Raw genomic sequence first — 25960 nt, 5'->3', positions numbered from 1 at the left:
TCGAGGGGCTAGGCGCTGGAGCTGGATTAGAGTAACAATTTATCAAAACCAATCATTTTATAATTAAATACAAAACAAAAGCAGCCTAAGGCCGTTATTTTTCTTTCTATCATCTCTCATGATAAAATAGGAAGGAATCTAACGGTCTTTTTTTCTTTATAGAGTTATACAATATTTTTTAAAATTGGGCAGACCAAGGGGCTTGCGCTTTTCTAAAAAAGAGGAGGAATAACATGTCTAAAAAGCTTGTTTTGATAGATGGAAACAGTATTGCATACCGTGCGTTTTTTGCACTGCCGCTGTTGAATAATGAAAAAGGAATACATACCAATGCCGTTTATGGTTTTACGATGATGCTGATGAAAATTCTCGAGGATGAAAAGCCTACCCATATTCTTGTTGCGTTTGATGCCGGGAAAACGACCTTCAGGCATAAAACCTTCAGTGAGTACAAGGGTGGAAGGCAAAAAACGCCGCCTGAACTTTCTGAGCAGTTTCCGTTTATCCGTGAACTGCTGACGGCTTATGGTATCTCGCAATACGAGCTGGAGAACTATGAAGCCGATGACATTATCGGTACATTAAGCTTGCTGGCTGAAAAAGAAGGCTTCGAAACAAAGGTCATTTCAGGGGATAAGGACTTAACCCAATTGAGTTCTGACAAAACGACAGTCAATATCACAAGAAAAGGAATCACCGATATTGAGGAATATACTCCTGAGCACATCAAGGAGAAATATGGTCTCACAGCAGAACAAATCATTGATATGAAAGGTCTCATGGGTGATGCGTCCGATAATATTCCAGGGGTTCCCGGTGTAGGGGAAAAAACAGCAATCAAGCTGTTGAAGGAATATGGCACACTTGAGAATCTTTTGGATTCGATTGATCAAGTCAGCGGGAACAAGCTTAAGGAAAAGCTAGATGAATTCAAAGACCAGGCCGTCATGAGCAAGGAACTCGCAACCATCACGCGGGAAGCACCTGTGGGAGTAGAGTTGAGTGAGCTTGAGTATGAAGGAGCAGAGAACGAAAAGCTCGTGAAAATGTTCAAGGAACTTGGGTTCAATTCCCTGCTGGACAAGCTGGGATTAGTTACGGAAGCAGAAAATGTAGAGCTTGAAGACATTGAGTACAAGCAGCTGAATCAGATTGAGAAAGATATTTTTGCCAAAGACAATGGCTTTTATGTCGAGGTGCTAGAAGATAACTACCATTATGCCGATATTATCGGCTTTGCTGTTGTAAATGAAAATGGCAGCTTCTACCTGCCTATAAAAATAGCGCTGGAATCTGAAGAGTTCAAGAAATGGGCCGAGGATGAGTCCAGCAAAAAAACAGTCTATGATGCGAAACGTTCCGAGGTTTCATTGCGCCATCACGGTATACATCTGAAGGGTGCCGACTTCGATGTGTCACTTGCATCCTATATCATCAATCCTTCGGAGTCACCAGATGACCTGTCTGCCATTGCAAGACAGCATGGATTTACGAGCGTGCAGGCTGACGCAGCTGTCTATGGAAAAGGAGCTAAACGGAAAATACCTGATGATAGTATCCTTGGAGAGCATCTAGTCCGCAAGGCAGATGTGCTTTTGTCATTAAAAGAAAAGCTTGAGCAGGAGCTATGGGATAATGACCAACATGATCTGTTCAGAAGTCTTGAAATGCCGCTATCATTGGTGCTTGCTGATATGGAATATCAGGGCGTTAAGCTTGATATGAATCGCCTGGATAATATGGGCGAAGAAATCAAAGGCCGTCTAGCCGATATCGAAACAAGGATTTTTGAAATGGCAGGAGAACAGTTCAATATCAATTCTCCTAAACAATTAGGTGTCATCCTTTTTGAAAAACTGGGACTGCCTGCCGTGAAAAAGACGAAAACAGGCTATTCTACATCAGCGGATGTCCTTGAAAAATTGGCGCCGAAACATAAAATCATTGAAGAAATTCTTAACTATCGCCAACTAGGAAAATTGCAATCAACATATATTGAAGGCTTGCAAAAGGTCGTCAATAAAGAGACAGAAAAAGTGCATACAAGATTCAACCAGGCGCTAACAGCGACAGGAAGATTGAGCTCGACGGATCCGAACCTGCAGAACATCCCAATCAGGCTTGAAGAAGGCAGGAAGATCAGGCAGGCATTTGTTCCATCCGTAAAAGGCTGGGTCATCTTTGCAGCGGACTATTCGCAAATTGAACTTCGTGTCCTCGCCCATATTGCGGGCGATGAGAAACTGATTGATGCTTTCCAGAATGACATGGATATCCATACCAAGACGGCAATGGAAGTATTTAATGTAGGGAAAGATGAAGTCACCTCCAATATGCGCCGACATGCAAAAGCAGTCAACTTCGGGATTGTTTACGGAATCAGCGATTATGGATTATCCCAGAGCCTGAATATTACAAGGAAGGAAGCGGGCGAATTCATTGAGCGCTACCTTGAAAGCTATCCTGGTGTAAAAGAATATATGGATGAAATCGTTAAGGATGCAAAAGCGAAGGGCTATGTCCAAACATTATTACATCGCCGCAGATATATCCCTGAAATTACAGCACGAAACTTCAACCTAAGGAGTTTTGCGGAACGGACGGCTATGAATACTCCGATCCAGGGAAGTGCCGCAGATATTATCAAGAAGGCAATGATTGATATGGCAGAGAGACTCCGCGAAGAGGGCATAAAGACAAGACTGCTGCTTCAGGTACATGATGAATTGATTTTTGAAGCACCTGAGGATGAAATTGAGATATTGAAGAAGATCGTGCCAGAAGTCATGGAAAATGCCATTGAATTGAAGGTGCCGTTAAAGGTGGACTTCTCATATGGCCCGACTTGGTATGACGCAAAGTAGCATTTGCAACAGGATTTTTACAGAGAAAGGCGGGATAAAATGCCTGAACTACCAGAGGTCGAAACCGTCAGACGGACATTAGAAGTTCTGACGATAGGCAAAAAAATTAAGGAAGTCTCTGTTTTTTGGCCAAAGATGATTAAGCGTCCGAATGAGGTCGAGCAGTTCAATGATGCTCTGAAAGGTCAGACGATAAAGGATGTTGGCCGGAGGGGGAAATTCCTGATCCTTTACACGGAATTTTTCGCGCTTGTTTCCCACTTACGGATGGAAGGGAAATATGGAGTATTCAATACTGATGAACCTGTGGATAAGCACACGCATGTCATTTTCCATTTTACCGATGGAACAGAATTGCGCTACAAGGATGTCAGGAAATTCGGCACGATGCACCTTTATGAAAAAGGGAAAGAGTTTGAAACGCAGCCTCTTGCCGATTTAGGTCCGGAACCTTTTTCAGAAGATTTTTCAGTGGAATGGCTGTCTGAAAAACTAAAAAAAACCAATAGAAAAATAAAGCCGGCACTGCTTGATCAAAAAATCCTAGTTGGCCTGGGGAATATCTATGTTGATGAGGCACTTTTCCGGGCGAAGATCCATCCCGAAAGGATTGCTAATTCCCTGACTCCAGATGAGGAGGCAGTGCTTTATAAGGAAATAGTCAGTACTCTGTCTGAAGCTGTTGAGAAAGGTGGCAGCACGATCCGTTCCTATGTGAACTCCCAAGGACAGATTGGCATGTTCCAGCTTCAGCTTTATGCATACGGACGCAAGGGTGAACCATGCAAGGTTTGCAGCACTCCACTGGAGAAAACCGTTGTAGGCGGACGTGGTACTCATTATTGCCCGTCGTGCCAGAAACTTAAATAATAATATCAGAATTTATATCATTTCAACTTCGAGAATTGTCCAGCTCCAGCGCCTAGCCCCTCGAGACGTTTCGGTCCGCCCAATGAAGTCAAAGAACGACTTCACTGGTCAGCCCTCCAACGCTTTGTCGGGGCTTACCAAGGCGCTTGCGCTTTTCTTGTATATTGGCTTGTTGATTTTCTCACCATAACTGGGCTCCTTCCATATACTAACGTAGCGATTGACAGGAAGGAGCTCAGTTTATGGCACAAACAATCTCGCTGCTTTTACTTGCATTCGCTGTCAGCCTTGACAGTTTCAGTGTAGGGTTAACGTATGGATTGCGGAAAATGAAGATCCCGATTAAATCTATTTCTGTAATAGCCGTTTGTTCGGCTGTCGTCCTGATGGCAGCCATGATGATCGGGCATTTTCTTGAGAGCTTTTTTTCACCAGGAATGGCAGAGACACTGGGTGGCGCTGTCTTGATCGTTTTAGGCGGATGGGTACTATTCCAGTTTTTCCGCGAAGACAAAACAGAATTGCTCTGTCACGAAAAAATAATCCTTAATCTTGAAATCAAATCACTTGGTATCGTCATTAATATTTTGAAAAAACCAATGACAGCGGATTTTGACCGATCGGGTACAATCAATGGAATTGAAGCTGTCATGCTCGGGCTTGCCCTGTCGCTTGATGCATTTGGTGCAGGGGTAGGGGCGGCGTTTTTAGGATTTTCTCCAGGATACCTGGCCTTGACAGTTGCCTGCATGAGTTCATTATTTGTGTATGCAGGGATGAGGATGGGAAGTTATTTTTCGGAGAGCGGCTGGATGCAAAAATTTTCTTTTGTACCGGGAATATTATTGATCATAATTGGGTTGATGAAAATTTAACAGGCCCTTGAAAGGATAAAATGGGATGTCATTAGTTATCGGATTGACAGGAGGTATAGCAAGCGGAAAAAGCACGATATCAGCAATGTTCACTGACTTGGGCATCACAGTGATTGACGCAGATATCGAAGCCAGGCTTGCTGTGGAGCCAGGAGAAAAGGCATACAATGATATTGTCAGCCATTTTGGCACTGAAATTTTAGCAGATGACCGAACGATAAACCGCCCTAGGTTGGGTGAGATCATTTTTAACAATGAAGAAAAGCGCTTGCTGCTTAATTCGATTGTCCATCCAGCAGTAAGGGAACGGATGGCACAGAAGAGAGCGAAAGCTGAAGAGGCGAATGAAAAAGCCGTTGTCCTGGATATTCCGCTTCTGTTTGAAAGCAAGCTGACAGGTCTCGTCGAAAAAATCATCGTGGTATATGTGGATGAGAAAACCCAGTTGGAAAGACTTATGAAGCGAAACGGCTTTTCGGAAGAAGAAGCATATTCCAGGATCAAATCACAAATGCCGCTGAAGGATAAAGTCAGTTTGGCAGACGCAGTAATTGATAACAGCGGCAGCATCGAGCAATCAAGGCAGCAACTGAAGGATATATTAAATAAATGGGAAATCTTAAGAGCCGAGTAGGCTCTTTTTTTTGCGGCTTGAACCGACTCATTTCTGATTAAGCATGTCGTAATTCCGGTTTCGGACGATTTATTCCTGGTTTTACTCGATTTAATCCTGGTTTCTTATGTTTTAATCCCGGTTTCTTAAGTTTTAATCCAAGTTTCATAAGATATAATCCTGGTCAGACTAAGATTGTTAGCGTCTTTAAATTTACCGCTAAATGATTATTATTATCAGAATTATTTTATATTTTAAATGTGTGCATTTATTTATCACAAATAAAATTTAATATGTTATACTAATACCATACAAAGGGGTTATTAAGTATAACACTAATTCGGAAGGGGCCGTACAATGAAGGCGAGAATTGCGATTAACGGTTTTGGGAGAATTGGAAGAATGGTGTTCAGAAGAGCCATTCTTGAAGAGAATCTTGAGGTTGTAGCGATTAATGCGAGCTACCCAGCTGAAACACTGGCGCATTTAATAAAATATGATTCTACTCATGGACAATTTGCTGGCGAAGTCATTCCAGCTGATGATCATCTTATTGTAAACGGAAAGACAGTTAAGCTATTAAGCAATCGAAATCCTGCTGAGCTTCCATGGAAGGAAATGAAGATTGATATTGTTATAGAAGCTACAGGAAAGTTTAATTCCCGTGAAAAGTCTGCACCTCATCTTGATGCTGGTGCAAAGAAGGTCATTTTGACAGCACCTGGTACGAATGAGGATATCACTATTGTGATGGGAGTAAATGAAAGCGTATTAAATATTGAAGAGCATGATATCATTTCGAATGCATCATGCACAACAAACTGCCTTGCACCGGTTGCGAAAGTGCTGGATGATACTTTCGGAATTGAAAATGGTTTGATGACAACTGTTCATGCTTATACAAATGATCAGAATAATATCGATAACCCGCACAAGGATTTACGCAGGGCGCGTTCTTGCGGCCAATCCATCATTCCAACTTCAACTGGGGCAGCAAAGGCACTTTCTCTTGTGCTTCCTCAGCTTAAAGGAAAGCTGCATGGTATGGCGCTAAGGGTACCGACTCCAAACGTATCGCTTGTTGACCTAGTTGTCGACCTGAAGCGTGAGGTAACAGTGGACGAAATCAATGATGCATTCTATTCAGCATCTAAAGGAAGGCTCAAGGGCGTCCTTGATATCACGACAGATCCGCTTGTTTCAATCGACTTTAATACCAATGAACATTCGGCGATCATTGACGGCCTGTCTACAATGGTCATCGGTGCTAACAAAGTAAAGGTTCTTGCATGGTATGACAATGAATGGGGTTATTCAAGCAGGGTTGTAGACCTGACAAAGCATGTTGCCCACGCAATGTCCAATTCCAATTCAGCAACGGTAAGAGTAGGGTAATTTTCATAACGCAAAAAGCTTGCTTACCGGCAAGCTTTTTTTATTTCTGGTTGTGATAGGAATTGAAATTCACATTTTTTAATTTTTCTTAAAGGCTTATATATTTTTAAAGCTCCGTTGATTGAAGTGGAAGGCGCGCAGACTCCTGCGGGATTAGCTGGACAGGTGAGACCCCACAGGCGCCAACGGCGGCGAGGAGGCTCACCGCCAGCCCCGCGGAAAGCGAAGCGCCTGGAACGAAAATCAACAGCCTTGTTTACCAGAGCCTTTTTCAAATTAGTTGAGATCCCCATGTAAAAATCCCAACAGTTTTTATAGCTAGAACCCCCCTAAAAGCATATGGAATAGCTATCTCCCAAACTACAAAAATCGAAGCATAAAAATCATAAAAAAATTTGATTTCATGTGTTGCAAAAAAAATATAAACAAAGTATACTAGTCATCGTGAACTTCTTAATAACGGTACCAATTGGCTACTTAAAGGGTTAGGACCTCTCTGGACTAACTTTCCCCCGTGGTAGTTAAGATACCATTGAAGCTAAGGAATTCATTCTAATATTGTTAGAGGGGGAAATTGAATATGGAAACAATGGGTCGTCATGTAATTTCTGAACTTTGGGGTTGCGATTTTGAAAAATTAAATGATATGGATTTTATTGAACAAACTTTTGTTGGAGCAGCATTGAAATCAGGTGCTGAAATCCGTGAAGTGGCTTTCCACAAATTTGCGCCACAAGGCGTTAGCGGAGTTGTCATTATTTCTGAATCTCATTTAACTATTCATAGCTTCCCGGAACACGGATACGCCAGCATCGATGTTTACACTTGCGGTGATCTGGATCCTAACATTGCAGCTGACTATATTGCAGAAGCTCTTGGCGCTCAAACTCGTGAGAATATCGAAATTCCGCGCGGCATGGGTCCTGTGCATGTGAAGCAAGCACAAGCTAAAGCTCTATAATTGAAAATATGAAAATTCACAAGAGGTGTAGCGATACACCTCTTTTTATTTTGCCGTAAAATACGGTAGAATGATAATAGAAATAACTTGCAGGAGGATTTTTGATGTCTTTATTAAAATCCATAACAGGACGATACGAAAAATTCAGTGGAACAAGTGAAAACAATAGGGATGAGCAGCTGAAGACTCGTTATTATAAAACGAACTTTAACCAGATGTTCCAGACGGTCGAAGACTTGCTGAAGGCTGACCCTTCGCTTAAGATAACGAGTGTTTCCAAAGAACATGGAGAAATATCAGCCGAATTGAAGGGGAAGCTGCCTGCCTTTTTAACAGCGACAGTTATAACTACTAAAGCATTTGAGACCGCAGTCGACTTACATATCTCTACGGAAAAGTTTTCATTAGCAGGCATCAACCCGGCTTTAAAGCAGGAGTTGGTGAAGATTTATGAGAAACTGGACTCCGTACACTCGTTTATTGGTTCAGGCAAGTATGGAAATCAATAGTTCCTCTTGTCCCGTCCCCATCTTTTTTATAAGATAATACTATGATAATGCTTATGGACGTATTGGTGGAACAAGCGAATGGTCCTTCGCTCATACTATATTTCAAAATATTCGGAGCTGATCGAAATGAAATGTCCAACTTGCCAAAATAACTCTACCCGGGTTCTTGATTCAAGACCGGTTGACGATAGCCGATCAATTCGACGCAGACGCGAATGCGAAGCTTGCGGATTTCGCTTTACCACCTTCGAGAAGGTTGAAGAAATTCCTTTGATTGTCGTAAAAAAAGAAGGTACTCGTGAAGAGTTCAATCGTGAAAAACTCCTTCGCGGTTTAATAAAAGCTTGTGAAAAGCGCCCTGTTGCTTTGAAAGAGCTCGAGGATTTGGTTTCCGAAGTAGAAAAAGAACTTCGAAGCCATGGAGTTTCTGAAGTTAAGAGCGAAGCCGTTGGGGAAATGGTGATGGACAGGCTGGCGAAGATTGACGAAGTCGCCTATGTCCGGTTCGCGTCTGTTTACCGTCAGTTTAAGGATATCAATGTCTTTATTGATGAATTGAAAGAGTTGTTGAAAAAAGAGCAATCATAACACCTGGGGTCTTGTGGGTTACAGTAAAATCCTTAAGGAGCTGAAGGGAACTTCAGCTCTTTTTAAGCTCTTCTTATAAAAAAGAGCTCAAATAGCGGTTAATTATGCAAAAGCAGTTCTTTTTAACGATTCAGAATGGAGGGAAAAGGATGGCTCAGCATTGGCAAGAGACTTTGCCTGTAGACCAATATATTGTTGCATCCGGTGGGTTATTGCATGACTACGATCGCAAGGTGCTCACTTTCTTGTACCAGCCTTTGATTGGGCCAGCTTGCTTAAGCCTTTATATGACCTTATGGGCTGAACTTGAAGAGAACCGGCTTTGGTCACAGTCTGGGACACACCATAACTTGATGACAATCATGGACATGAACCTGAAGGATATTTACCTGGCCCGCCAAAAGCTCGAAGGCATGGGGTTGTTGAAGACCTATGTGAAAAACAGCGAGGAAGGCCGTTCATTTATTTATGAACTGCAGCCGCCTTTGACTCCTGAACAATTTTTCCTTGATGGCATGTTGAATGTCTATTTGTATCGAAAAGTCGGCAAGAACCAATTTTTGCGGCTTAAACGATTTTTCAGCGATAAATCTGCTGAATCAGAGACCGGATATGAGGAGATTACGAAGGCATTCCAGGATGTGTTCTTGTCTGTACCGACTCAGGCGCTCATGCATAATGAAGATTCAGCTGCTGACCTTGAGGTGGAGGAAGGGAATTCCTTTATCGGCAGAGAAGAAACTTCCAAAATACAGATTGACACTAAGGAGTTCAACTTCGATTTGCTTTTGGGAGGGCTACAGGAATCACTCATACCTAAAAAAGCATTTACATCTAAGGTTAAGGAAGCAATCAGCAATCTTGCCTTCCTATATGGGATTGATGCCCTGAAGATGAAGAACATCGTCTTGAGTGCGGTAAATGCGGAAAACGAAATAGATATAGAGGAACTTCGAAAGGCCGCTCGTGACTGGTATCAGTTTGAACACCAGGACCAGCTCCCGGCGCTGCTGGACCGGACCCAGCCACTCCAGCATAAAGCTGGTATTGAGAAGCCGAAAACGCAGGAAGAGGAATTAGTGGTTTATTTTGAAAAAACATCCCCGCGCCAGCTTTTGATTGATCTGTCTGGCGGGGCGGAACCATCGAAGGCAGACTTGCAGATCATCGAAGAGGTAATGTTCAAGCAAAAGCTGCTGCCGGGAGTCGTGAATGTTTTAGTTCAATATGTTATGCTCAAAACGGATATGAAGCTGGCAAAGGGTTATATTGAAAAGATTGCCGGCCACTGGTCCAGGAAAAAAATATCGAACGTCAGAGATGCAATGCAGCTGGCTAAAAGCGAGCACAGACAGTATCTTGAATGGGCAGAAGGGAAAAAAGCACCTTCTTCATCATCTGGAAAAAGAAAGCCTGTTCGTAAAGAAGTTCTGCCGGATTGGTTTGGCAAAAAGACCGATGGCGAGTCTCAGCAGCAAAAAAATGCTGCAGATGTGGATCCTGATTTTGAAATAGAAAAGAAAAAGCTTGAAGAAGAATTGAAGAAATTCAAATCTGGGAGGTGATTCAGTTGCAAAACATTAATGAAACATTGAAGAAGCTGGCGAATAACCAGAATTTCCAGGAGCGCTATGAAGCTATTAAGAGGCAGGTCATGCAGGATCAGCATATCAAGGAATTCCTCGATGAGAATGCAGAGTATATCACCAGGGAAATGCTCGACGGCAGTATGTCAAAGCTGTATGAGTTCTCCAACCAGAGCAAAGGCTGTGAAGATTGCGAGAGTCTCGCAGGCTGCAAGAACATGATCAAGGGTTATGAGCCAGAGCTTTTCATAAAAGGGAACTTCATTGACATAAAATATGACCGTTGCAAGAAGAAGGTCATGCATGATGAACAGCAAAAGAATGCAGGCCTGATCAATAGTATTTTTGTGCCTAAAGAAATCTTGAAGGCATCTTTCGGTGATATCGAGCTGGATGACTCCGGAAGGTTCAAGGCAATCAAGATGGCAAAAGACTTTGTTGAGAATTATGAGCTGGGCCGAAAGCAAAAGGGTTTATTCCTTCATGGACCGTTCGGGACAGGCAAATCATATTTGCTTGGCGCGATTGCGAATGAACTTGCACAGAAACAGATTAGTTCATTGATTGTATATGTACCCGAATTTTTCAGGGAAATGAAAAATGCGATCGGTGACCATACCGTCAATGACAAGCTGGAAGCAATCAAAAAGGCGAATGTACTCATGCTCGATGACATCGGAGCAGAAACGATGAGCAGCTGGGCGAGGGATGAAATCCTCGGGACGATCCTGCAATTCCGTATGCTTGAGAACCTTCCGACCTTCTTTACCTCGAACTTCGACCTAAAAGGACTGGAGCATCATTTGACGCACAGCCAGCGGGGAGAAGAAGAACAATTGAAGGCAGCAAGAATCATGGAACGGATTAAATATCTAGCCGAGCCGGTAAAAGTAGAAGGCAAGAATCGCAGAATATAAAAAATGTGCCGCAGCTAATCAAGCTGCGGCACATTTTTTTGCACTTTTAACCAGTTATCGACCATATGGACACTTCTAAATTGTCCAAGTCCCCCATATATATAATCAGGGATTATTTAAGAGGGGGGATATGGTTGATTGAAATCATCTTCCAAAAAAAGCAGGATGCCTGGAATTTGTATCAACATTTAGTCGCCAGGCTTGCTTCGTGGCAGGAAACGAATTCAATTCTTCTTAATGAAGATCGAAATAGAGTGCTTATTCCAGAAGAATTTTACAGAAATGAAAAGGTGCATGTACTCAAGAAAAGTGTTTATGATTTTATTTTAAAGGTGAAACGTGATGACTGGCTAAGAGCCATCCTAGCAGAATCGTATTTTTATAATGACAGTGAGGAACAGGATCAAATCCTTGATATCATCTACTCCGTCATAGAAGGCAACCGTAAAGATCTGGCTCCTTTCATGGAAGGTGTCGGGGAACAAGGCGTGATCCAGAATTCTATTAATGAAATTTTTAATGAAAGGGTTTCATTCTCTTTTGATTCCTTTGTCATGTTCAGGCTGAAGGTCTATACTGAGCAGCTCTCCCAATGGGTAGAGATTGCGATAGACGAGTATAAAATGGAACAGGAGTACCAGGTTTTCCTGCATACCCTGAGGGATTTTCTAGAGGACAGGAAACCGCAGATGTCCCATTTATATCTGGTGATTGACGAGAATATGGTCTTTTATAATCAGCAATTCACAGAAATGAAACGGAGTGATCTGTTTAAAACGATTGACCGCAAGCTGCTTGTCAACCATCCTGTCTATGTGGACTCCGGGACGATTGCGCCGTTGCTGTCAATTGCGCCTGAGACCATTTACTTGTACACGGATGATCCTCACCAGCCATTAGTGAGGACGATCATCAATCTTTTTGAAGAACGTGTGAAAGTCAGTCCAGTTTCCGCTTTTCATGACGAAAAAGTAAACTTTTTTAAAGAGGATCGTGAAAATATACAATAGCCCACTTGATTTTCAAAACATTACAAACTATAATTACGTACATACTAAATCAATAGCGAATGTAATGATGAGGACATGGGCATTCTTGAAAGGTTTCCAGAGAGGGAAGGCTTGGCTGAAAACTTCCTAACACTAAAGAAACGCTTACCACCTCTGAACTCCAGCTGTGAACGCCCATAGGGCAAGTATTGGCTGGCGGCAGAAGCCGTTACCGCAACCAGAGCCATTCCTGCGTTATTTTTGTGCAAGAGTGGGAATTGGGTGGAACCACGTGTGATCAAACTCGTCCCTGTTTCAGGGACGGGTTTTTTTATTTTTTGCGCAAAAATTGCGCCACATTTTAAAAGGAGGAAAAGCCAATGGCAGACATGTTAAAAATATCGTTTCCAGATGGAGCAGTGAAGGAGTTTCCGGCAGGCACAACGACTGAAGATATCGCCAGTTCGATCAGCCCGGGCCTAAAGAAGAAAGCCATTGCCGGTATGGTCAATGGACAGCCGTATGATCTCAAGAGAGCGATCGAGGAGGACGCAGCGATCGAAATCGTCACTCCTGACCATCCAGAAGCACTAGAAATCCTGCGCCACAGCTCAGCTCACTTGATGGCACAGGCAATCAAGCGTCTATATAAAGATGTTAACCTCGGAGTAGGGCCAGTAATTGAAGGCGGCTTCTACTATGATATCGATATGGAGCATTCTTTATCTCCAGAAGATTTGCCGGAGATTGAAAAGGAAATGAAGAAAATCATCAATGAGAACATTGAGATTGTCCGTAAAGAAGTAAGCCGTGAGGATGCAGTCAAGTTTTTTAAGGAGCTTGGTGACCCTTATAAGCTTGAATTGATTGAAGCGATCCCGGCGGATGAGAAGGTCACTCTTTATGAACAGGGAGACTTTGTCGACCTTTGCCGCGGGGTACACGTCCCATCAACTGGCAAACTGAAGGAATTCAAATTGCTGAGCATTGCTGGTGCATACTGGCGCGGCGACAGCGACAACAAGATGCTCCAACGAATTTACGGTACAGCTTTCTTCAAGAAGGAAGATTTGAAAGAGCACTTGAGGCTGCTTGAAGAAGCGAAAGAACGTGATCATCGCAAGCTTGGCAAGGAACTTAACTTATTTACAAACTCCCAGAAGGTTGGACAGGGACTTCCGCTTTGGCTTCCAAAAGGTGCGACGATCCGCCGCATCATCGAACGCTATATTGTTGATAAAGAAGTCAGCCTTGGATATGACCATGTCTACACTCCGGTAATGGGAAGTGTCGACCTTTATAAAACTTCCGGACACTGGGACCACTATCAGGAAAACATGTTCCCGGTCATGGAAATGGAAAATGAACAGCTTGTTTTAAGACCGATGAACTGCCCGCACCATATGATGGTGTACAAAAACAGCATCCACAGCTACAGGGAACTTCCAATCAGGATTGCCGAGCTTGGAACAATGCACCGTTATGAAATGTCCGGCGCGTTGGCTGGGTTGCAGCGTGTGCGCGGCATGACTCTGAACGATGCTCACCTCTTTGTCCGCCCTGACCAGATCAAGGAAGAGTTCAAGCGTGTAGTAGAGCTTGTGCTTGAAGTCTACAAGGATTTCGATATGAATGATTACTCGTTCCGTCTATCCTACAGAGATCCTGAGGATAAAGAGAAATATTTCGATGATGACCAGATGTGGGAAAAGGCTCAATCCATGCTAAAAGAAGCAATGGATGAGATGGGACTGGAATATTTCGAGGCAGATGGCGAAGCAGCATTCTACGGACCGAAGCTTGATGTCCAGGTCAAAACTGCTCTTGGCAAAGAGGAGACTCTTTCAACAGTCCAGCTTGACTTCTTGCTTCCTGAGCGCTTTGACCTGACTTATATCGGCGAAGACGGCAAACACCATCGTCCTGTCGTTATCCACCGTGGTGTCGTATCGACTATGGAACGCTTTGTTGCCTTCCTGATCGAAGAGTACAAAGGGGCATTCCCGACTTGGCTGGCTCCAGTACAGGCACAGATCATCCCGGTATCTCCATCGGTCCACTTTGACTATGCAAGAGAAATCAAGGAAAAGCTTAAGGCAGAAGGCTTCCGCGTTGAAATCGATGGCCGCGACGAAAAAATCGGCTATAAGATCCGTGAAGCACAAATGCAAAAGGTTCCTTATATGCTCGTAGTCGGTGACAATGAAGTAGCAGACAAAGCAGTCAACGTCCGTAAATACGGCGAACAGAAATCCGAGACAATTTCATTTGATGAATTCCTGGAGTCATTCAGGAAAGAAGCGAAGAAATAAGAAAAGCGCAAGCGCCTTGGTCAGCCCCGACAAGCGGTGGAGGGCCTGACAGTGAAGTCGTTCTTTGACTTCATTGGCAGGACCGAAGCGACTCGAGGGGCTAGGCGCTGGAGCTGGACAAAGAAAAGCGCAAGTGTCTCAATGGGCTAGTCGCTGGACATAAAAATAAGAGGGGCCGCTGGCTCCTCTTATTTTATAGCTATTATTCAATGGGTTTGGAACAGGTTGGACAAAGGTTTTTTGTATAGCTGCGCTGAATTCTCTGGCCGCAGTTCCGGCATGATTTCATGTTAACAGGTTTATTATCAATGTCATTTGAAAAACCATAGCCAGTCCTGAAATACTTCAATGCAGTGCCCGCGAGTAATCCGGTGATCACACCTGTGATGATGATCGCGATCAACATATGTACACCAGCTTTCTTGTCTATTTCTACCATGAATTATAGCAAGAAATAAGGAATCTAGCTGTGACAATTTAATCATGAAGATAGTATTTTACAGCGTTTGGTCATAACTTTTGAAGATGAATTTAATATGTACCTTTTAAAAAAAGTATTGCAGCCTGTATTTCTATCTGATACAATACTTTTTGTTGCAGTTAACGAAAGTGATTCGTTTGACACATCAATTTCTTTATGCTATATTAGCAAGAGTGAACTGAATACAAGTTTTAGGAAAGAAGAAGCACCCGCTTCTCACCTGGTTGACGCAATTGTGCTGTTGGCAGGTAATACGTAAACGTCTAATTATTTTGTTTTCGTAAGTGTGGGTGTTGTCGCCTGCACTTTTTTTATTGCAAAATAAAAATGGACTATATCGTATGTCATTGTGTGAGCAAGATGCGGCTTCGGCCTGGCAATGTACTTCTTCTCCTTGACAATGTATTCGACAATACCCTGGAGGTGGCTAATTATTAGCAAAGATGCGATGTTACTAAACGAGGGAATTCGTGCTCGCGAAATTCGTCTGATCGATCAAAATGGCGAGCAATTAGGAATCAAATCCAAAGCTGAGGCTCTTGAGATCGCAACGCGTGTAAATCTTGATCTTGTGCTTGTTGCTCCGAACGCGAAACCTCCTGTAGGCCGAATTATGGACTACGGAAAATTCAAGTTCGAACAGCAAAAGAAAGAAAAAGAAGCACGTAAGAACCAAAAAATCATCACAACTAAAGAAGTCCGTCTTAGTCCGTCAATTGATGAGCATGACTTTAACACTAAGTTGCGCAATGCTATCAAGTTCCTGGAAAAAGGCGATAAGGTTAAAGCATCAATCCGTTTTAAGGGCCGTGCTATAACCCATAAGGAAATCGGTCAGCGTGTTCTTGATCGCTTCTCTGAAGCTTGCAAAGAAGTAGCGACAATCGAATCACATCCAAAAATGGATGGCCGAAGCATGTTCCTAGTTCTAGCACCTAAAACTGAAAAGTAACGAGGAGGAAGTCCCTATGCCAAAAATGAAAACTCACCGCGGCACTGCCAAGCGTTTCAAGAAAACTGGAACTGGCAAGCTTAAGCGTTCACACGCTTACACAAGCCACTTATTTGCTAATAAGTCTACAAAGGCTAAGCGTAAGCTTCGCAAATCTGCAATTGTTTCAAAAGGCGATTTCAAACGCATTCGTCACATGCTTGACAACATTAAGTAAAAATCGAGCGATCTCGATTTATATAGGAGGGTAATTAAATGCCACGTGTAAAAGGCGGTACAGTTACGCGCAAGCGTCGTAAAAAAGTCATTAAATTAGCTAAAGGTTATTACGGTTCAAAACATACATTATATAAAGTTGCTAACCAGCAGGTTATGAAATCCCTAATGTATGCATTCCGCGACCGTCGCCAGAAGAAGCGCGACTTCCGCAAACTTTGGATTGCTCGTATCAACGCAGCAGCTCGCATGAACGGTCTTTCATACAGCCGTATGATGCACGGCCTAAAGCTTGCTGGTATCGAAGTAAACCGCAAGATGCTTGCTGAACTTGCAGTAAGCGATGCAGCAGCATTCGCTCAATTGGCTGAAACAGCTAAGCAACAATTCAACAAGTAATTAACCTAAAAGATGGACCATTCTCACAATGAGAGTGGTTTTTTCTTTTTATAAGGCTCTTTTCTCAAACTTTGTTGCTATTGAATACAAAATTGGAGTGAATTACCTATATTCCTTCGTAAAGTTGACGCTTCTTATGAGAAAAGAGTATGCAAACTTAATAACGACCTGCAAAATGGCTTTATATTACGTTAAAATCGGCTTTAGGATTTTAACAACAATCTTTACGAAAACAGCCATTAATAAAGATATAATGATTTCATAACACTTAAAGAGGACGTGGAGATGTGGGGATTTGGAGTTTGGCTGGCTTGATTGCAGTCATGAATCTTGCGGGCTTTTTTATCATGGGAATGGATAAAAAGCGGGCAAGAAACAATCATTATCGAATAAGCGAAAAAACACTATGGAATGTTGCTTTTTTTGGAGGTGCAATCGGGGTAACAGCTGGTATGAAGCATTACAGGCATAAGACGAAGCATGCCCAGTTTAAGTATGGATTGCCGGTCCTTGCTATTATTGAGATTGGCATATTTACATATTTATTTAAGCTTTTGGCATAACAGCTTGTATGATTCTATAAGCTAGTAGCAACAAAGACTAAGCAGGCAGGTGACAAGAATGGATGATGCGTGGTCAATGCTGCTGATCATTGTGGAATCTGGAGGCTGGTATGCACCAGTATTGTTCATATTGTTTCATGTTTTCCGCCAATTTGTATTCATCCCTCCTGCGGTTGTCTGTATCGCTGGAGGATTAATGTTTGGAGTCGTACCGGGAATCGTATATTCGCTGCTCGGTTTGTCAGGAGCAAGTATATTATTCTACTTTTTAATGAGACAGATACCAGAAATGATGAACAAGCTAAGCAGGCTGAAAAAAAGGCTGGTAGGGCGCTTCAGAGATCTGACCGTTGCCCAGGTCGCGCTATTGAGGCTTGTGCCGGTAATTCATTACCAGCTGCTAAGCTTTTGCCTTTACGAGCGGAAAAGTAGTTTAAAAGACTTTATGTTTGCTTCATTTCTCGCGAATATTCCATTCGTCATCTTTTATACGATATTCGGGGAGTATGTCGGAGAATTTGACTCATTTACAGGACTCTTTCTGATGATTGTATTTTTGTTGTTAGCCTATTTGTTGCGTGAGAAAATTACCTTCATTAAATGGCGTGAATTTTTTGATAGAACAACATAAGAAAAAGCGTCCGGAATATCTCGGACGCTTTTACATTTTATATCTCATCATCCTGGTCATGATTTGCCATGAATTCCTTAATTGGGCTTTTCCAGTCGATTTTGGCCACCGGATAGCTCTCACGGATTTTCCGTTCAATGAATTGGAAATCCTCTAGGACAAGCCCTTTCAAGGCCGACGTTTTTTTAGGCCAAATGAAAATGGAAACAACCTCAAAAGCAGACGGAGTTGTGCCTAAATACTTTTCACCCTCAAATAAAACACCCTTATATGTTAATAAGAAATTCTTGCGGACATTGTCTGGATCATCCAATAAGAAAAAGCGCTTCTGCTCATGAGCAAGCTCCAGCTTCCGTTTCGGATGGAATAAATATTTCACCGCGCTGTATATTAGAAAAATGAATAAAAGTAATAAAATAAGACGTAAAAGCAGGATCATGACTGCCCCTCCAATGCGAACTTTCCTTATTTACGGATGAGATTCCAAATAGTTTCAACAAATTTATAATTGATTTATACTTTTTTTAAGGCATGATTCTAACTTTAATGGAAGGGAAGCGCATGGAACAAAATCAACAGCCGAGTTTAACAGCGCTTTTTATTTAAAACCCGACCGAATTCCATCAATAGCTGAATAGATACGGAATTATGACAGGTTTGTTAGGAGAGAGAGAGTAAAGTTGTCAAAAAAGGACCGGAGTTGTGACAGGTTTGAAGGGAATGCAAGAAAAGCTGTCAAGAAAAGGCTGGAATTGTGACAGGTTGGAAGTGAACACAAGAAAAGCTGTCAAGAAAAGGCTGGAATTATGACAGGTTTGATGGGAACACGAGAAAAGCTGTCAAGAAAAGGCTGGAATTAAGACAGGTTGGAATGGAATACGAGAAAAGCTGTCAAGAAAAGGCTGGAATTAAGACAGGTTGGAATGGAATCCGAGAAAAGCTGTCAAGAAAAGGCTGGAATTATGACAGGTTTGATGGGAACACGAGAAAAGCTGTCAAGAAAAGGCTGGAATTAAGACAGGTTGGAATGGAATACGAGAAAAGCTGTCAAGAAAAGGCTGGAATTAAGACAGGTTGGAATGGAATACGAGAAAAGCTGTCAAGAAAAGGCTGGAATTAAGACAGGTTGGAATGGAATCCGAGAAAAGCTGTCAAGAAAAGGCTGGAATTATGACAGGTTTAAAGGGAATACAAGAAAAGCTGTCAAAATCCCCGGGGTATTAAGACAGCTTTTAAGAAAGACCACGGAGAGCTGTCAAAATCCGAAGCTGATTAAGCCTAAAATTACAGATGGAGCTGAAAAATGAATACTAATACCCTTTTTAAAATGCAAAAAGCACTTGATAGTCATATTGAATCTCAACATGGTCTCGGGAATGAAGATTTATTTGATCGAAAGGTCCTCGCGTTGCTTGTTGAAATCGGCGAGCTTGCTAATGAGACGAGGTGTTTCAAGTTTTGGAGTGTGAAGCCATCCTCCGAAAAAGATGTCATTCTCGAGGAGTTTGTGGATGGAGTCCATTTTATCCTGTCGCTGGGTATTGAATGTGGATATGAAGATCTTGAGTCGATCACCCAAAATAAAACCGACGAAATCGACATCAGCAATCAGTTCCTCGCAATATACGAGAGCGTGCAAAAATTCAGGAACAGCCGGAGCAAAGATGATTACGTTCATTTATTTGAAAGCTATATGGAGCTTGCGCTGCTGCTTGGAATGAATGACGATCAAATTGAACAGGCATATATTAAGAAAAATGAAGTAAATTATGATAGGCAGCGTAACGGTTATTAGGCAGAATTTTTTGTACAATACCCCGCATGTCTAGTATAATAGGTTTCGAAACTACATATTAAGGGAGTCGAAATAATGGCGAAATTAGATGAAACGTTAACAATGCTAAAAGATTTAACCGATGCCAAAGGCATTCCCGGCAACGAGCGTGAGCCAAGAGAAGTAATGAAGAAATACATAACTCCATTTGCTGATGAAGTATCGACTGACGGCCTTGGCAGCCTGGTTGCCAAGAAAGTTGGCAATGAGAATGGACCGAAGATCATGGTTGCCGGCCATCTTGATGAAGTAGGTTTCATGGTTACAAGCATCGATGACAAAGGATTCATCCGCTTCCAGACAGTTGGCGGCTGGTGGAGCCAGGTTATGCTTGCACAACGCGTGACAATCGTTACACGCAAAGGTGAAATCACTGGAGTAATCGGTTCTAAACCGCCTCACATCCTTCCTGCGGAAGCGCGCAAAAAGCCAGTTGATATTAAGGATATGTTCATTGATATCGGTGCTTCAAGCCGTGACGAAGCGAAGGAATGGGGAGTCACTCCTGGGGACATGGTTGTTCCTTACTTCGAATTCACTGTTATGAACAATGAGAAAATGCTTCTTGCCAAAGCATGGGATAACCGCATCGGCTGTGCAATTGCCATCGATGTGCTTAAGGGGCTTAAAGATGCAGAACATCCAAACGTTGTGTATGGCGTTGGAACAGTTCAGGAAGAAGTCGGCCTTCGCGGCGCTAAAACTTCTGCCCAGATGATTCAACCTGACATCGCTTTTGGCGTTGATGTAGGAATTGCCGGAGACACTCCAGGCGTTACCGAAAAAGAAGCCCTTAGCAAAATGGGTGATGGACCACAGATCATCATCTATGATGCATCAATGGTATCCCACAAGGGACTTCGTGACTTTGTGACAGACCTGGCTGATGAATTGAGCATTCCATACCAGTTCGATGCAGTAGCAGGCGGAGGAACAGACTCTGGAGCTATCCACCTGACACACCGCGGTGTACCAGCGTTGTCCATCACGATTGCGACACGCTACATCCATTCACACGCAGCAATGCTTCACCGTGACGACTACGAAAACGCTGTAAAGCTGATCGTAGAAGTCATCAAGCGTCTTGATAAAGAAACAGTTGAAAAGATTACTTTTGAATAAGATTTAGTATGTGGTTGTCCAGAAATCAGTAAAAACTGGTTTTCTGGACAATTTTTTTGTTTTTATTAAACGTTTTGTTTACCGCTTATTAGATAATCACTACGCTTTTGAACATAATCACTACAAAATCACCATTAATCACTCCGAAAACAGCCTTGATCACTACGAAATTAACCATTATCACCACGAAATCGAGCTTAATCACTACTTTATCCAATTGACGGAAAAAAAGGGGGCAAACCAGCACCAAAATAAAAGAACTCCTCAAAATGGAGGAGTTCTTCCAAATTTATTGCATCCCTTTCAATCCATCTTCCAATGCGTTCAGCATTTCCTGCTTTTCGTCCTCAGAGGCGTTCTGCCAGATCACTTCAAACAAAACTCCAAGTCCTGGAAGCATTTTTTCCTCGCCGTTTTGGATTGCGTCGACGATCGTATCTTTAAGCTCGTCCTGTGAATTTCCTGCTACATTTGTAATAACTGCATTCCTAAGGTTTAAGTTCATCCTCTGCTCAAACTCCTTTCAAATTACCAAGATGGTTATAGGATGAACAATTTTGGTTTTATTATGTATCAGTTTTGAGCTATAATAGTAAAATTGAACAAGCCATAACAAAGGAGAGCCAGAGTTGAAGTACATTCAATCTGATAAAAATCCGCAAGTGAAGCAGTGGAAGAAATTATTGACGCGCAAGGAACGCGACAAATCAGGTATGTTCCTTGTCGAGGGCTTCCATTTAGTTGAAGAAGCACTCACGAAAAAAGAAGATGTAGAAGAAATCATTTTAAGCGAAAAAACCGAATTGCCGCCTGGTCTGGATTACGGTGAGATTCCTGTTACGGTTGTAACGGATGAAATCAGCAAGCAGCTTGCTGATACGGAGACAACTCAGGGCGTATTTGCCGTATGCCGGCAGTCCAAGCAGACTCAAACAAATGGAAAAACCTTTTTGTTGATTGATTCTGTCCAGGACCCGGGTAACCTTGGCACGATGATTCGGACAGCTGATGCTGCCGGGATTGATGCTGTCATTGTTGGGAAGGGCAGTGTCGACATGTATAATCCTAAGGTTTTGCGCTCTGCGCAGGGAAGCCACTTCCATATGCCAGTTTTAAGTGGCGACCTTTCCGAGTGGGTCACTAAACTTCAAGTTGAGAACATCCCGGTTTATGGAACTGCTCTGGAAAATGGAGTCGTTTTTACAGAGGCTGAAAAAGGGGAAGCCTTCGCCCTGCTCGTAGGAAATGAAGGAAGCGGTGTAAATAAAGAGCTTCTGGCAAAAACAACACAAAATCTCTATATCCCGATTTACGGCAAAAGCGAATCACTGAATGTCGCTGTCGCTGCAGGTATTTTGCTATATTATTTAAAAACAGCAAAATAGGCGCTAAAACCATTTGATACTGCGCCAAGATTATAATATAATAAACAGCAAAAATAATATTTCAAAAATGATGACGGAGAAAAGTAGCTTGAAGATGGCCATCCAGGGAGAAAATGCCGGTGACTGGGAGCATTTTTATGGAACAGACAAGCGAAGTTCACCTCCTGAGTTGGCATCGGGACCGCTTTTATAAGCGTAAAGATGCATCGGCGCAAAGCCGTTATCTCAATGAAGCGAACACGCAATACATAACTGTATTGCCTGTTAAAAAGGGTGGTACCGCGATAACCAAGACCTCGTCCCTTTATCAGGGATGAGGTCTTTTTGTGTTCAAAAAAGAAGAATATGAAGGAGGATTTACCAATGCAGGAACGTTTAAAAGAACTGCAGGCTGAGGCACTTGAAAAAGTCGCCGCAGCAGCTGACCTTAAAGAATTGAATGATGTTCGTGTTTCCTATCTTGGGAAAAAAGGTCCAATCACAGAAGTTTTAAAAGGAATGGGTAAGTTATCAGCTGAAGAAAGACCAAAAATGGGTGCCCTGGCAAATGAAGTCCGCGATGCTATTTCCGGCCAGATTGAGGAAAAGCAGAAGGAACTTGAGGAAGCAGCGGTCCAAAAACAATTGGCAGCTGAGCAAATCGACGTGACTCTTCCTGGAAGGCCTGTTAGAACTGGCAGTCATCATCCGCTTACGAGCATCATCGAAGAAATCGAGGATCTTTTCATCGGCATGGGCTACACAGTAGAGGAAGGCCCGGAAGTCGAGAAAGACTACTATAACTTTGAAGCATTGAACCTTCCGAAGGGACATCCGGCACGCGATATGCAGGATTCATTCTACATCACAGAAGAAACATTGATGCGTACACACACATCTCCTGTCCAGGCAAGGACGATGGAAAAACACCAGGGCAAGGGTCCTGTTAGAATCATCTGTCCGGGAAAGGTGTATCGCCGTGATAATGACGATGCGACTCACTCCCACCAGTTCATGCAGATTGAAGGGCTTGTCGTCGATGAGAATGTAAGAATGAGCGACCTGAAGGGAACACTTGAAGTTTTTGCAAAGAAAATGTTCGGCGAAGACCGTGAAATCCGTCTGCGTCCTAGCTTCTTCCCTTTCACTGAGCCATCAGTCGAAATGGATATTTCTTGTAAAATCTGCGGCGGATCAGGCTGCAGCGTATGTAAGGGAACAGGTTGGATTGAAATCCTTGGTGCAGGGATGGTCCACCCGAATGTTCTTGAAATGGCAGGCTATGATTCGAAGAAATACACTGGTTTTGCATTCGGAATGGGCCCTGAGCGTATCGCGATGCTCAAGTATGGAGTCGATGACATCCGTCATTTCTATACAAACGATGTCCGTTTCTTGAAGCAATTTTCAGTTGAAGAATAAGGATTAGGAGGGTAAAACCATGTTGGTATCATATAAATGGCTGCAGGAATATATCGATTTGGATGGCGTATCTGCTGAAGAGCTTGCCGAAAAAATCACCAAAAGCGGCATCGAGGTAGAAGGCGTAGAAAAATTAAATGAAGGTTTGAAGGGCGTAGTTGTCGGCCATGTCCTTGAGTGCGAAAAGCATCCGAATGCAGAAAAACTGAACAAAACACTAGTTGATCTTGGCAATGGTGAACAGGTTCAAATCATCTGTGGCGCGCCTAATGTCGGCAAAGGCCAAAAGGTTGCCGTTGCGACAGTTGGAGCAGTTCTTCCAGGGAACTTCAAGATTAAGAAAGCAAAGCTTCGCGGTGAAGAATCCCACGGGATGATTTGCTCGCTGCAGGAGCTTGGAATCGAAGGGAAGCTTGCACCAAAGGAATATGCTGAGGGAATTTACAATTTCACTCCGGACACAGAAATCGGCCAGGACGCTTTAGAAGCTTTAAACAGGGATGACGAGATCCTTGAGCTTGGCTTGACGCCAAACCGTGCAGATGCAATGAGCATGCTTGGTGTCGCTTACGAGGTTGGAGCGATTCTTGGCAAGGACATCAAACTGCCGAATCCACAGCCTGAAACATCTTCAGAGCAAGCCAGTGATTATATCAACGTAACAGTTGAGGCAAAAGAAGATAACCCTCTATACGTTGCAAAGGTAATCAAGAATGTAAAAGTCGGTCCATCACCAGTTTGGCTGCAAACAAGATTGATGGCTGCAGGCATCCGCCCTCACAATAACGTAGTTGATATCACGAACTTTATCTTATTGGAGTACGGCCAGCCGCTTCACGCATTCGATTACGATAAACTTGGCTCAAAAGAAATCCTTGTCCGCCGCGCGAAGGATGGCGAAGTGATTGAAACGCTTGATGATGTGAAACGCACATTGACTCCTGATCACCTAGTCATCACAAACGGAACAGAACCGGTTGCGCTTGCAGGTGTAATGGGCGGAGCGAATTCAGAGGTTGGCAGCGATACAACAACAGTCCTGCTGGAGTCAGCTTATTTTACAGGTGGAGTTATCCGCAAGGCTTCGAAGGACCATGGATTGCGCAGTGAAGCTAGCTCACGTTATGAAAAAGGTGTCGACCCTGAAAGAGTTCGCCCTGCTGCAGAACGTGCGGCTGAATTGATGATTGAGCTTGCCGGTGGAGAAGTTCTTGGCGGTGAAGCGGAAGCTGATGCTTTGGATGTTAAGCCAGCTGTTGTTTCAACTACACTCGGAAAAATCAATAAAGTTCTGGGAACAGACCTTGAAATGAATCAGGTTGAGGACATTTTTGCCCGCCTGAAGTTCGAAACAGCTGTTGATAATGACACAATCACAGTAACAGTACCTACTCGCCGTGGGGACATCACAATTGAAGAAGATTTGATTGAAGAAGTCGGCCGTCTTTATGGCTATGACAACCTGCCAACAACTCTACCTGTAGGAGAGTCAACACCAGGACACCTTTCTGACTACCAGAAAAAGCGACGTATTGTCCGCCGTTACATGGAAGGCGCAGGTCTTTACCAGGCAGTCACGTATTCCCTTACAAGCGCAGAGAAAGCAACACAGTACGCATTGGATAAACGTGAGCCTGTTGAACTGGCAATGCCAATGAGCGAAGACCGCAGCCTTTTGCGCTTAAGCATCGTGCCTCAGCTGCTTGAAGTATTGAAATACAATATCGCTCGCCAGACCGAGAGTTTCGCTGTTTATGAAACTGGGGCAGTCTTCCTGAAAAACAGCAATGAAGACCTTCCTGAAGAACGCGAACACCTTGCCGCAGCCATTACTGGCCTATGGGAAAGCCATCCTTGGCAGGGTGAGAAGAAGCCTGTTGACTTCTTCGTTCTTAAAGGTATCGTTGAAGGATTATTTGCAAAGCGGGGACTTGAAAGCCAGTTAGGTTTCGTGAAGGCTGAGCTTGATGGTTTGCACCCTGGACGTACGGCTGAAATTTTGCTGAATGGCAATGTCATCGGCTTCATCGGCCAGGTTCACCCAACTATGCAAAAATCACTCGACCTGAAAGAAACTTATGCTTTCGAGTTATCGCTAAAAGCATTATTGGAAGCAGAAACAGCACCTCTTCAGTACACAGCAATCCCGCGCTTCCCGTCCATCACAAGGGATATTGCCCTTGTTGTTGACAAAGCAACTGCTGCCGGCGACCTGGAGAAGATCATCACGGAAACTGGTGGATCATTATTAAAAGAAGTAAATGTTTTTGACCTTTACGAAGGTGAAAAAATGGAGGAAGGCAAGAAATCCCTTGCGTTCTCACTGAAATACTTCGATCCAGAAAAAACACTTACAGACGAAGACATTTCAAAAGCACACAATAAAGTCCTTGCAGCTCTTGAAGAGAAAGCTGGAGCGGTATTAAGAGGATAAATTTTAAAAAGGCAGCCCGCAGGCTGCCTTTTTCATGTGAATTTCGCTAAAAATGTGAAGACC

26 protein-coding genes and 2 other annotated features are annotated in these 25960 nt (G+C 43.1%); of the genes, 23 read left to right on the top strand and 3 right to left on the bottom strand.

The features are described from left to right. The first annotated feature begins 233 nt into the window (after positions 1 to 233). The 12 genes from polA (at position 234) to thrS (ending at position 14479) form a co-directional block, all read left to right on the top strand. The gene (polA, locus tag AC0VX7_RS18180) at positions 234 to 2864 is read left to right on the top strand and encodes a DNA polymerase I (protein ID WP_475425314.1); all 2631 of its coding nucleotides are present in this window, start codon (positions 234 to 236) and stop codon (positions 2862 to 2864) included. A gap of 39 nt (positions 2865 to 2903) precedes the next feature. Further along, a complete protein-coding gene (mutM, locus tag AC0VX7_RS18175) occupies positions 2904 to 3734 on the top strand; it encodes a DNA-formamidopyrimidine glycosylase (RefSeq protein ID WP_475425313.1) in 831 nt (276 codons plus the stop codon). Positions 3735 to 3976: 242 nt separating this feature from the next. After that, positions 3977 to 4609 carry a sporulation membrane protein YtaF gene (gene ytaF, locus AC0VX7_RS18170; RefSeq protein ID WP_041967630.1) on the top strand — a complete coding sequence of 211 codons (633 nt, stop codon included), beginning with the start codon at positions 3977 to 3979 and terminating at the stop codon, positions 4607 to 4609. A gap of 25 nt (positions 4610 to 4634) precedes the next feature. Further along, positions 4635 to 5243 carry a dephospho-CoA kinase gene (gene coaE, locus AC0VX7_RS18165; protein WP_475425312.1) on the top strand — a complete coding sequence of 203 codons (609 nt, stop codon included), beginning with the start codon at positions 4635 to 4637 and terminating at the stop codon, positions 5241 to 5243. Between the two features lie 336 nt (positions 5244 to 5579). Further along, a complete protein-coding gene (locus AC0VX7_RS18160) occupies positions 5580 to 6617 on the top strand; it encodes a glyceraldehyde-3-phosphate dehydrogenase (RefSeq protein ID WP_475425311.1) in 1038 nt (345 codons plus the stop codon). A 580-nt stretch (positions 6618 to 7197) separates the two neighbouring features. Continuing rightward, positions 7198 to 7578, top strand: coding sequence for an adenosylmethionine decarboxylase (gene speD, locus AC0VX7_RS18155; RefSeq protein ID WP_041967626.1), 381 nt, complete (start codon positions 7198 to 7200; stop codon positions 7576 to 7578). A gap of 104 nt (positions 7579 to 7682) precedes the next feature. Then, positions 7683 to 8087 carry a hypothetical protein gene (locus tag AC0VX7_RS18150; protein WP_475425310.1) on the top strand — a complete coding sequence of 135 codons (405 nt, stop codon included), beginning with the start codon at positions 7683 to 7685 and terminating at the stop codon, positions 8085 to 8087. 126 nt (positions 8088 to 8213) lie between these two features. Further along, complete coding sequence (gene nrdR / locus AC0VX7_RS18145; protein WP_102265147.1) at positions 8214 to 8675, top strand: transcriptional regulator NrdR; 462 nt, start codon at positions 8214 to 8216, stop codon at positions 8673 to 8675. 149 nt (positions 8676 to 8824) lie between these two features. After that, the gene (locus AC0VX7_RS18140; protein WP_475425309.1) at positions 8825 to 10240 is read left to right on the top strand and encodes a replication initiation and membrane attachment family protein; all 1416 of its coding nucleotides are present in this window, start codon (positions 8825 to 8827) and stop codon (positions 10238 to 10240) included. 5 nt (positions 10241 to 10245) lie between these two features. Continuing rightward, the gene (gene dnaI, locus AC0VX7_RS18135) at positions 10246 to 11178 is read left to right on the top strand and encodes a primosomal protein DnaI (protein ID WP_475425308.1); all 933 of its coding nucleotides are present in this window, start codon (positions 10246 to 10248) and stop codon (positions 11176 to 11178) included. 134 nt (positions 11179 to 11312) lie between these two features. Continuing rightward, positions 11313 to 12188, top strand: coding sequence for a putative sporulation protein YtxC (ytxC, locus tag AC0VX7_RS18130; protein WP_475425307.1), 876 nt, complete (start codon positions 11313 to 11315; stop codon positions 12186 to 12188). Between the two features lie 359 nt (positions 12189 to 12547). Beyond that, positions 12548 to 14479: a threonine--tRNA ligase gene (gene thrS, locus AC0VX7_RS18125; RefSeq protein WP_475425306.1), complete on the top strand. Its 1932-nt coding sequence runs from the start codon at positions 12548 to 12550 to the stop codon at positions 14477 to 14479. 202 nt (positions 14480 to 14681) lie between these two features. Here the strand turns inward: thrS and AC0VX7_RS18120 are convergent, their stop codons facing one another. Beyond that, positions 14682 to 14885, bottom strand: coding sequence for a hypothetical protein (locus tag AC0VX7_RS18120; RefSeq protein ID WP_041967620.1), 204 nt, complete (start codon positions 14883 to 14885; stop codon positions 14682 to 14684). Positions 14886 to 15151: 266 nt separating this feature from the next. After that, positions 15152 to 15278, top strand: a sequence feature (ribosomal protein L20 leader region). Positions 15279 to 15408: 130 nt separating this feature from the next. On the opposite strand from AC0VX7_RS18120, the gene infC reads away from it, so the two are divergent. From infC to AC0VX7_RS18095, 5 genes are all read left to right on the top strand, one after another. Then, positions 15409 to 15912, top strand: coding sequence for a translation initiation factor IF-3 (gene infC, locus AC0VX7_RS18115; RefSeq protein ID WP_023627046.1), 504 nt, complete (start codon positions 15409 to 15411; stop codon positions 15910 to 15912). Between the two features lie 16 nt (positions 15913 to 15928). After that, the gene (rpmI, locus tag AC0VX7_RS18110; protein WP_023627047.1) at positions 15929 to 16129 is read left to right on the top strand and encodes a 50S ribosomal protein L35; all 201 of its coding nucleotides are present in this window, start codon (positions 15929 to 15931) and stop codon (positions 16127 to 16129) included. 38 nt (positions 16130 to 16167) lie between these two features. Then, positions 16168 to 16527 carry a 50S ribosomal protein L20 gene (rplT, locus tag AC0VX7_RS18105; protein WP_041967619.1) on the top strand — a complete coding sequence of 120 codons (360 nt, stop codon included), beginning with the start codon at positions 16168 to 16170 and terminating at the stop codon, positions 16525 to 16527. 287 nt (positions 16528 to 16814) lie between these two features. Then, on the top strand, positions 16815 to 17090 hold the full coding sequence (locus AC0VX7_RS18100) for a DUF1294 domain-containing protein (protein WP_353618737.1): 276 nt from the start codon (positions 16815 to 16817) through the stop codon (positions 17088 to 17090). A gap of 58 nt (positions 17091 to 17148) precedes the next feature. Continuing rightward, positions 17149 to 17721 carry a TVP38/TMEM64 family protein gene (locus AC0VX7_RS18095; protein WP_475425305.1) on the top strand — a complete coding sequence of 191 codons (573 nt, stop codon included), beginning with the start codon at positions 17149 to 17151 and terminating at the stop codon, positions 17719 to 17721. Positions 17722 to 17758: 37 nt separating this feature from the next. Here AC0VX7_RS18095 and AC0VX7_RS18090 read toward each other — a convergent pair whose 3' ends face one another. Further along, entirely contained in the window at positions 17759 to 18160 is a 402-nt protein-coding gene (locus tag AC0VX7_RS18090; protein ID WP_475425304.1) for a sigma-w pathway protein ysdB, read from the bottom strand. Between the two features lie 432 nt (positions 18161 to 18592). Between AC0VX7_RS18090 and AC0VX7_RS18085 the strand changes: the two genes are divergently transcribed. The 3 genes from AC0VX7_RS18085 to AC0VX7_RS18075 all read left to right on the top strand — a co-directional run bounded on the left by AC0VX7_RS18085 (position 18593) and on the right by AC0VX7_RS18075 (position 20677). Continuing rightward, positions 18593 to 18841: a hypothetical protein gene (locus tag AC0VX7_RS18085; RefSeq protein ID WP_475425303.1), complete on the top strand. Its 249-nt coding sequence runs from the start codon at positions 18593 to 18595 to the stop codon at positions 18839 to 18841. 183 nt (positions 18842 to 19024) lie between these two features. Further along, positions 19025 to 19516, top strand: coding sequence for a dUTP diphosphatase (locus tag AC0VX7_RS18080; RefSeq protein ID WP_475425302.1), 492 nt, complete (start codon positions 19025 to 19027; stop codon positions 19514 to 19516). Between the two features lie 75 nt (positions 19517 to 19591). After that, a complete protein-coding gene (locus tag AC0VX7_RS18075) occupies positions 19592 to 20677 on the top strand; it encodes a M42 family metallopeptidase (RefSeq protein ID WP_475425301.1) in 1086 nt (361 codons plus the stop codon). Between the two features lie 289 nt (positions 20678 to 20966). Here the strand turns inward: AC0VX7_RS18075 and sspI are convergent, their stop codons facing one another. After that, positions 20967 to 21182 (bottom strand): small acid-soluble spore protein SspI, encoded by a 216-nt coding sequence (gene sspI / locus AC0VX7_RS18070; protein WP_215037156.1) that lies wholly within the window; start codon positions 21180 to 21182, stop codon positions 20967 to 20969. Positions 21183 to 21306: 124 nt separating this feature from the next. Here sspI and AC0VX7_RS18065 point away from each other — a divergent pair, with 124 nt between their 5' ends. The 3 genes from AC0VX7_RS18065 to pheT all read left to right on the top strand — a co-directional run bounded on the left by AC0VX7_RS18065 (position 21307) and on the right by pheT (position 25897). Further along, positions 21307 to 22062: a TrmH family RNA methyltransferase gene (locus tag AC0VX7_RS18065; RefSeq protein WP_475425300.1), complete on the top strand. Its 756-nt coding sequence runs from the start codon at positions 21307 to 21309 to the stop codon at positions 22060 to 22062. Positions 22063 to 22123: 61 nt separating this feature from the next. After that, positions 22124 to 22369 (top strand) — a binding site (T-box leader). A 56-nt stretch (positions 22370 to 22425) separates the two neighbouring features. After that, on the top strand, positions 22426 to 23463 hold the full coding sequence (gene pheS / locus AC0VX7_RS18060; RefSeq protein WP_475425299.1) for a phenylalanine--tRNA ligase subunit alpha: 1038 nt from the start codon (positions 22426 to 22428) through the stop codon (positions 23461 to 23463). Between the two features lie 19 nt (positions 23464 to 23482). Continuing rightward, positions 23483 to 25897 carry a phenylalanine--tRNA ligase subunit beta gene (gene pheT / locus AC0VX7_RS18055; protein ID WP_475425298.1) on the top strand — a complete coding sequence of 805 codons (2415 nt, stop codon included), beginning with the start codon at positions 23483 to 23485 and terminating at the stop codon, positions 25895 to 25897. The last annotated feature ends 63 nt before the right edge of the window (positions 25898 to 25960 follow it).

It is taken from the genome of Mesobacillus sp. QJM3NY_10 (genome assembly GCF_056173465.1).
This window is presented reverse-complemented; position numbering and strand designations above follow the sequence as displayed.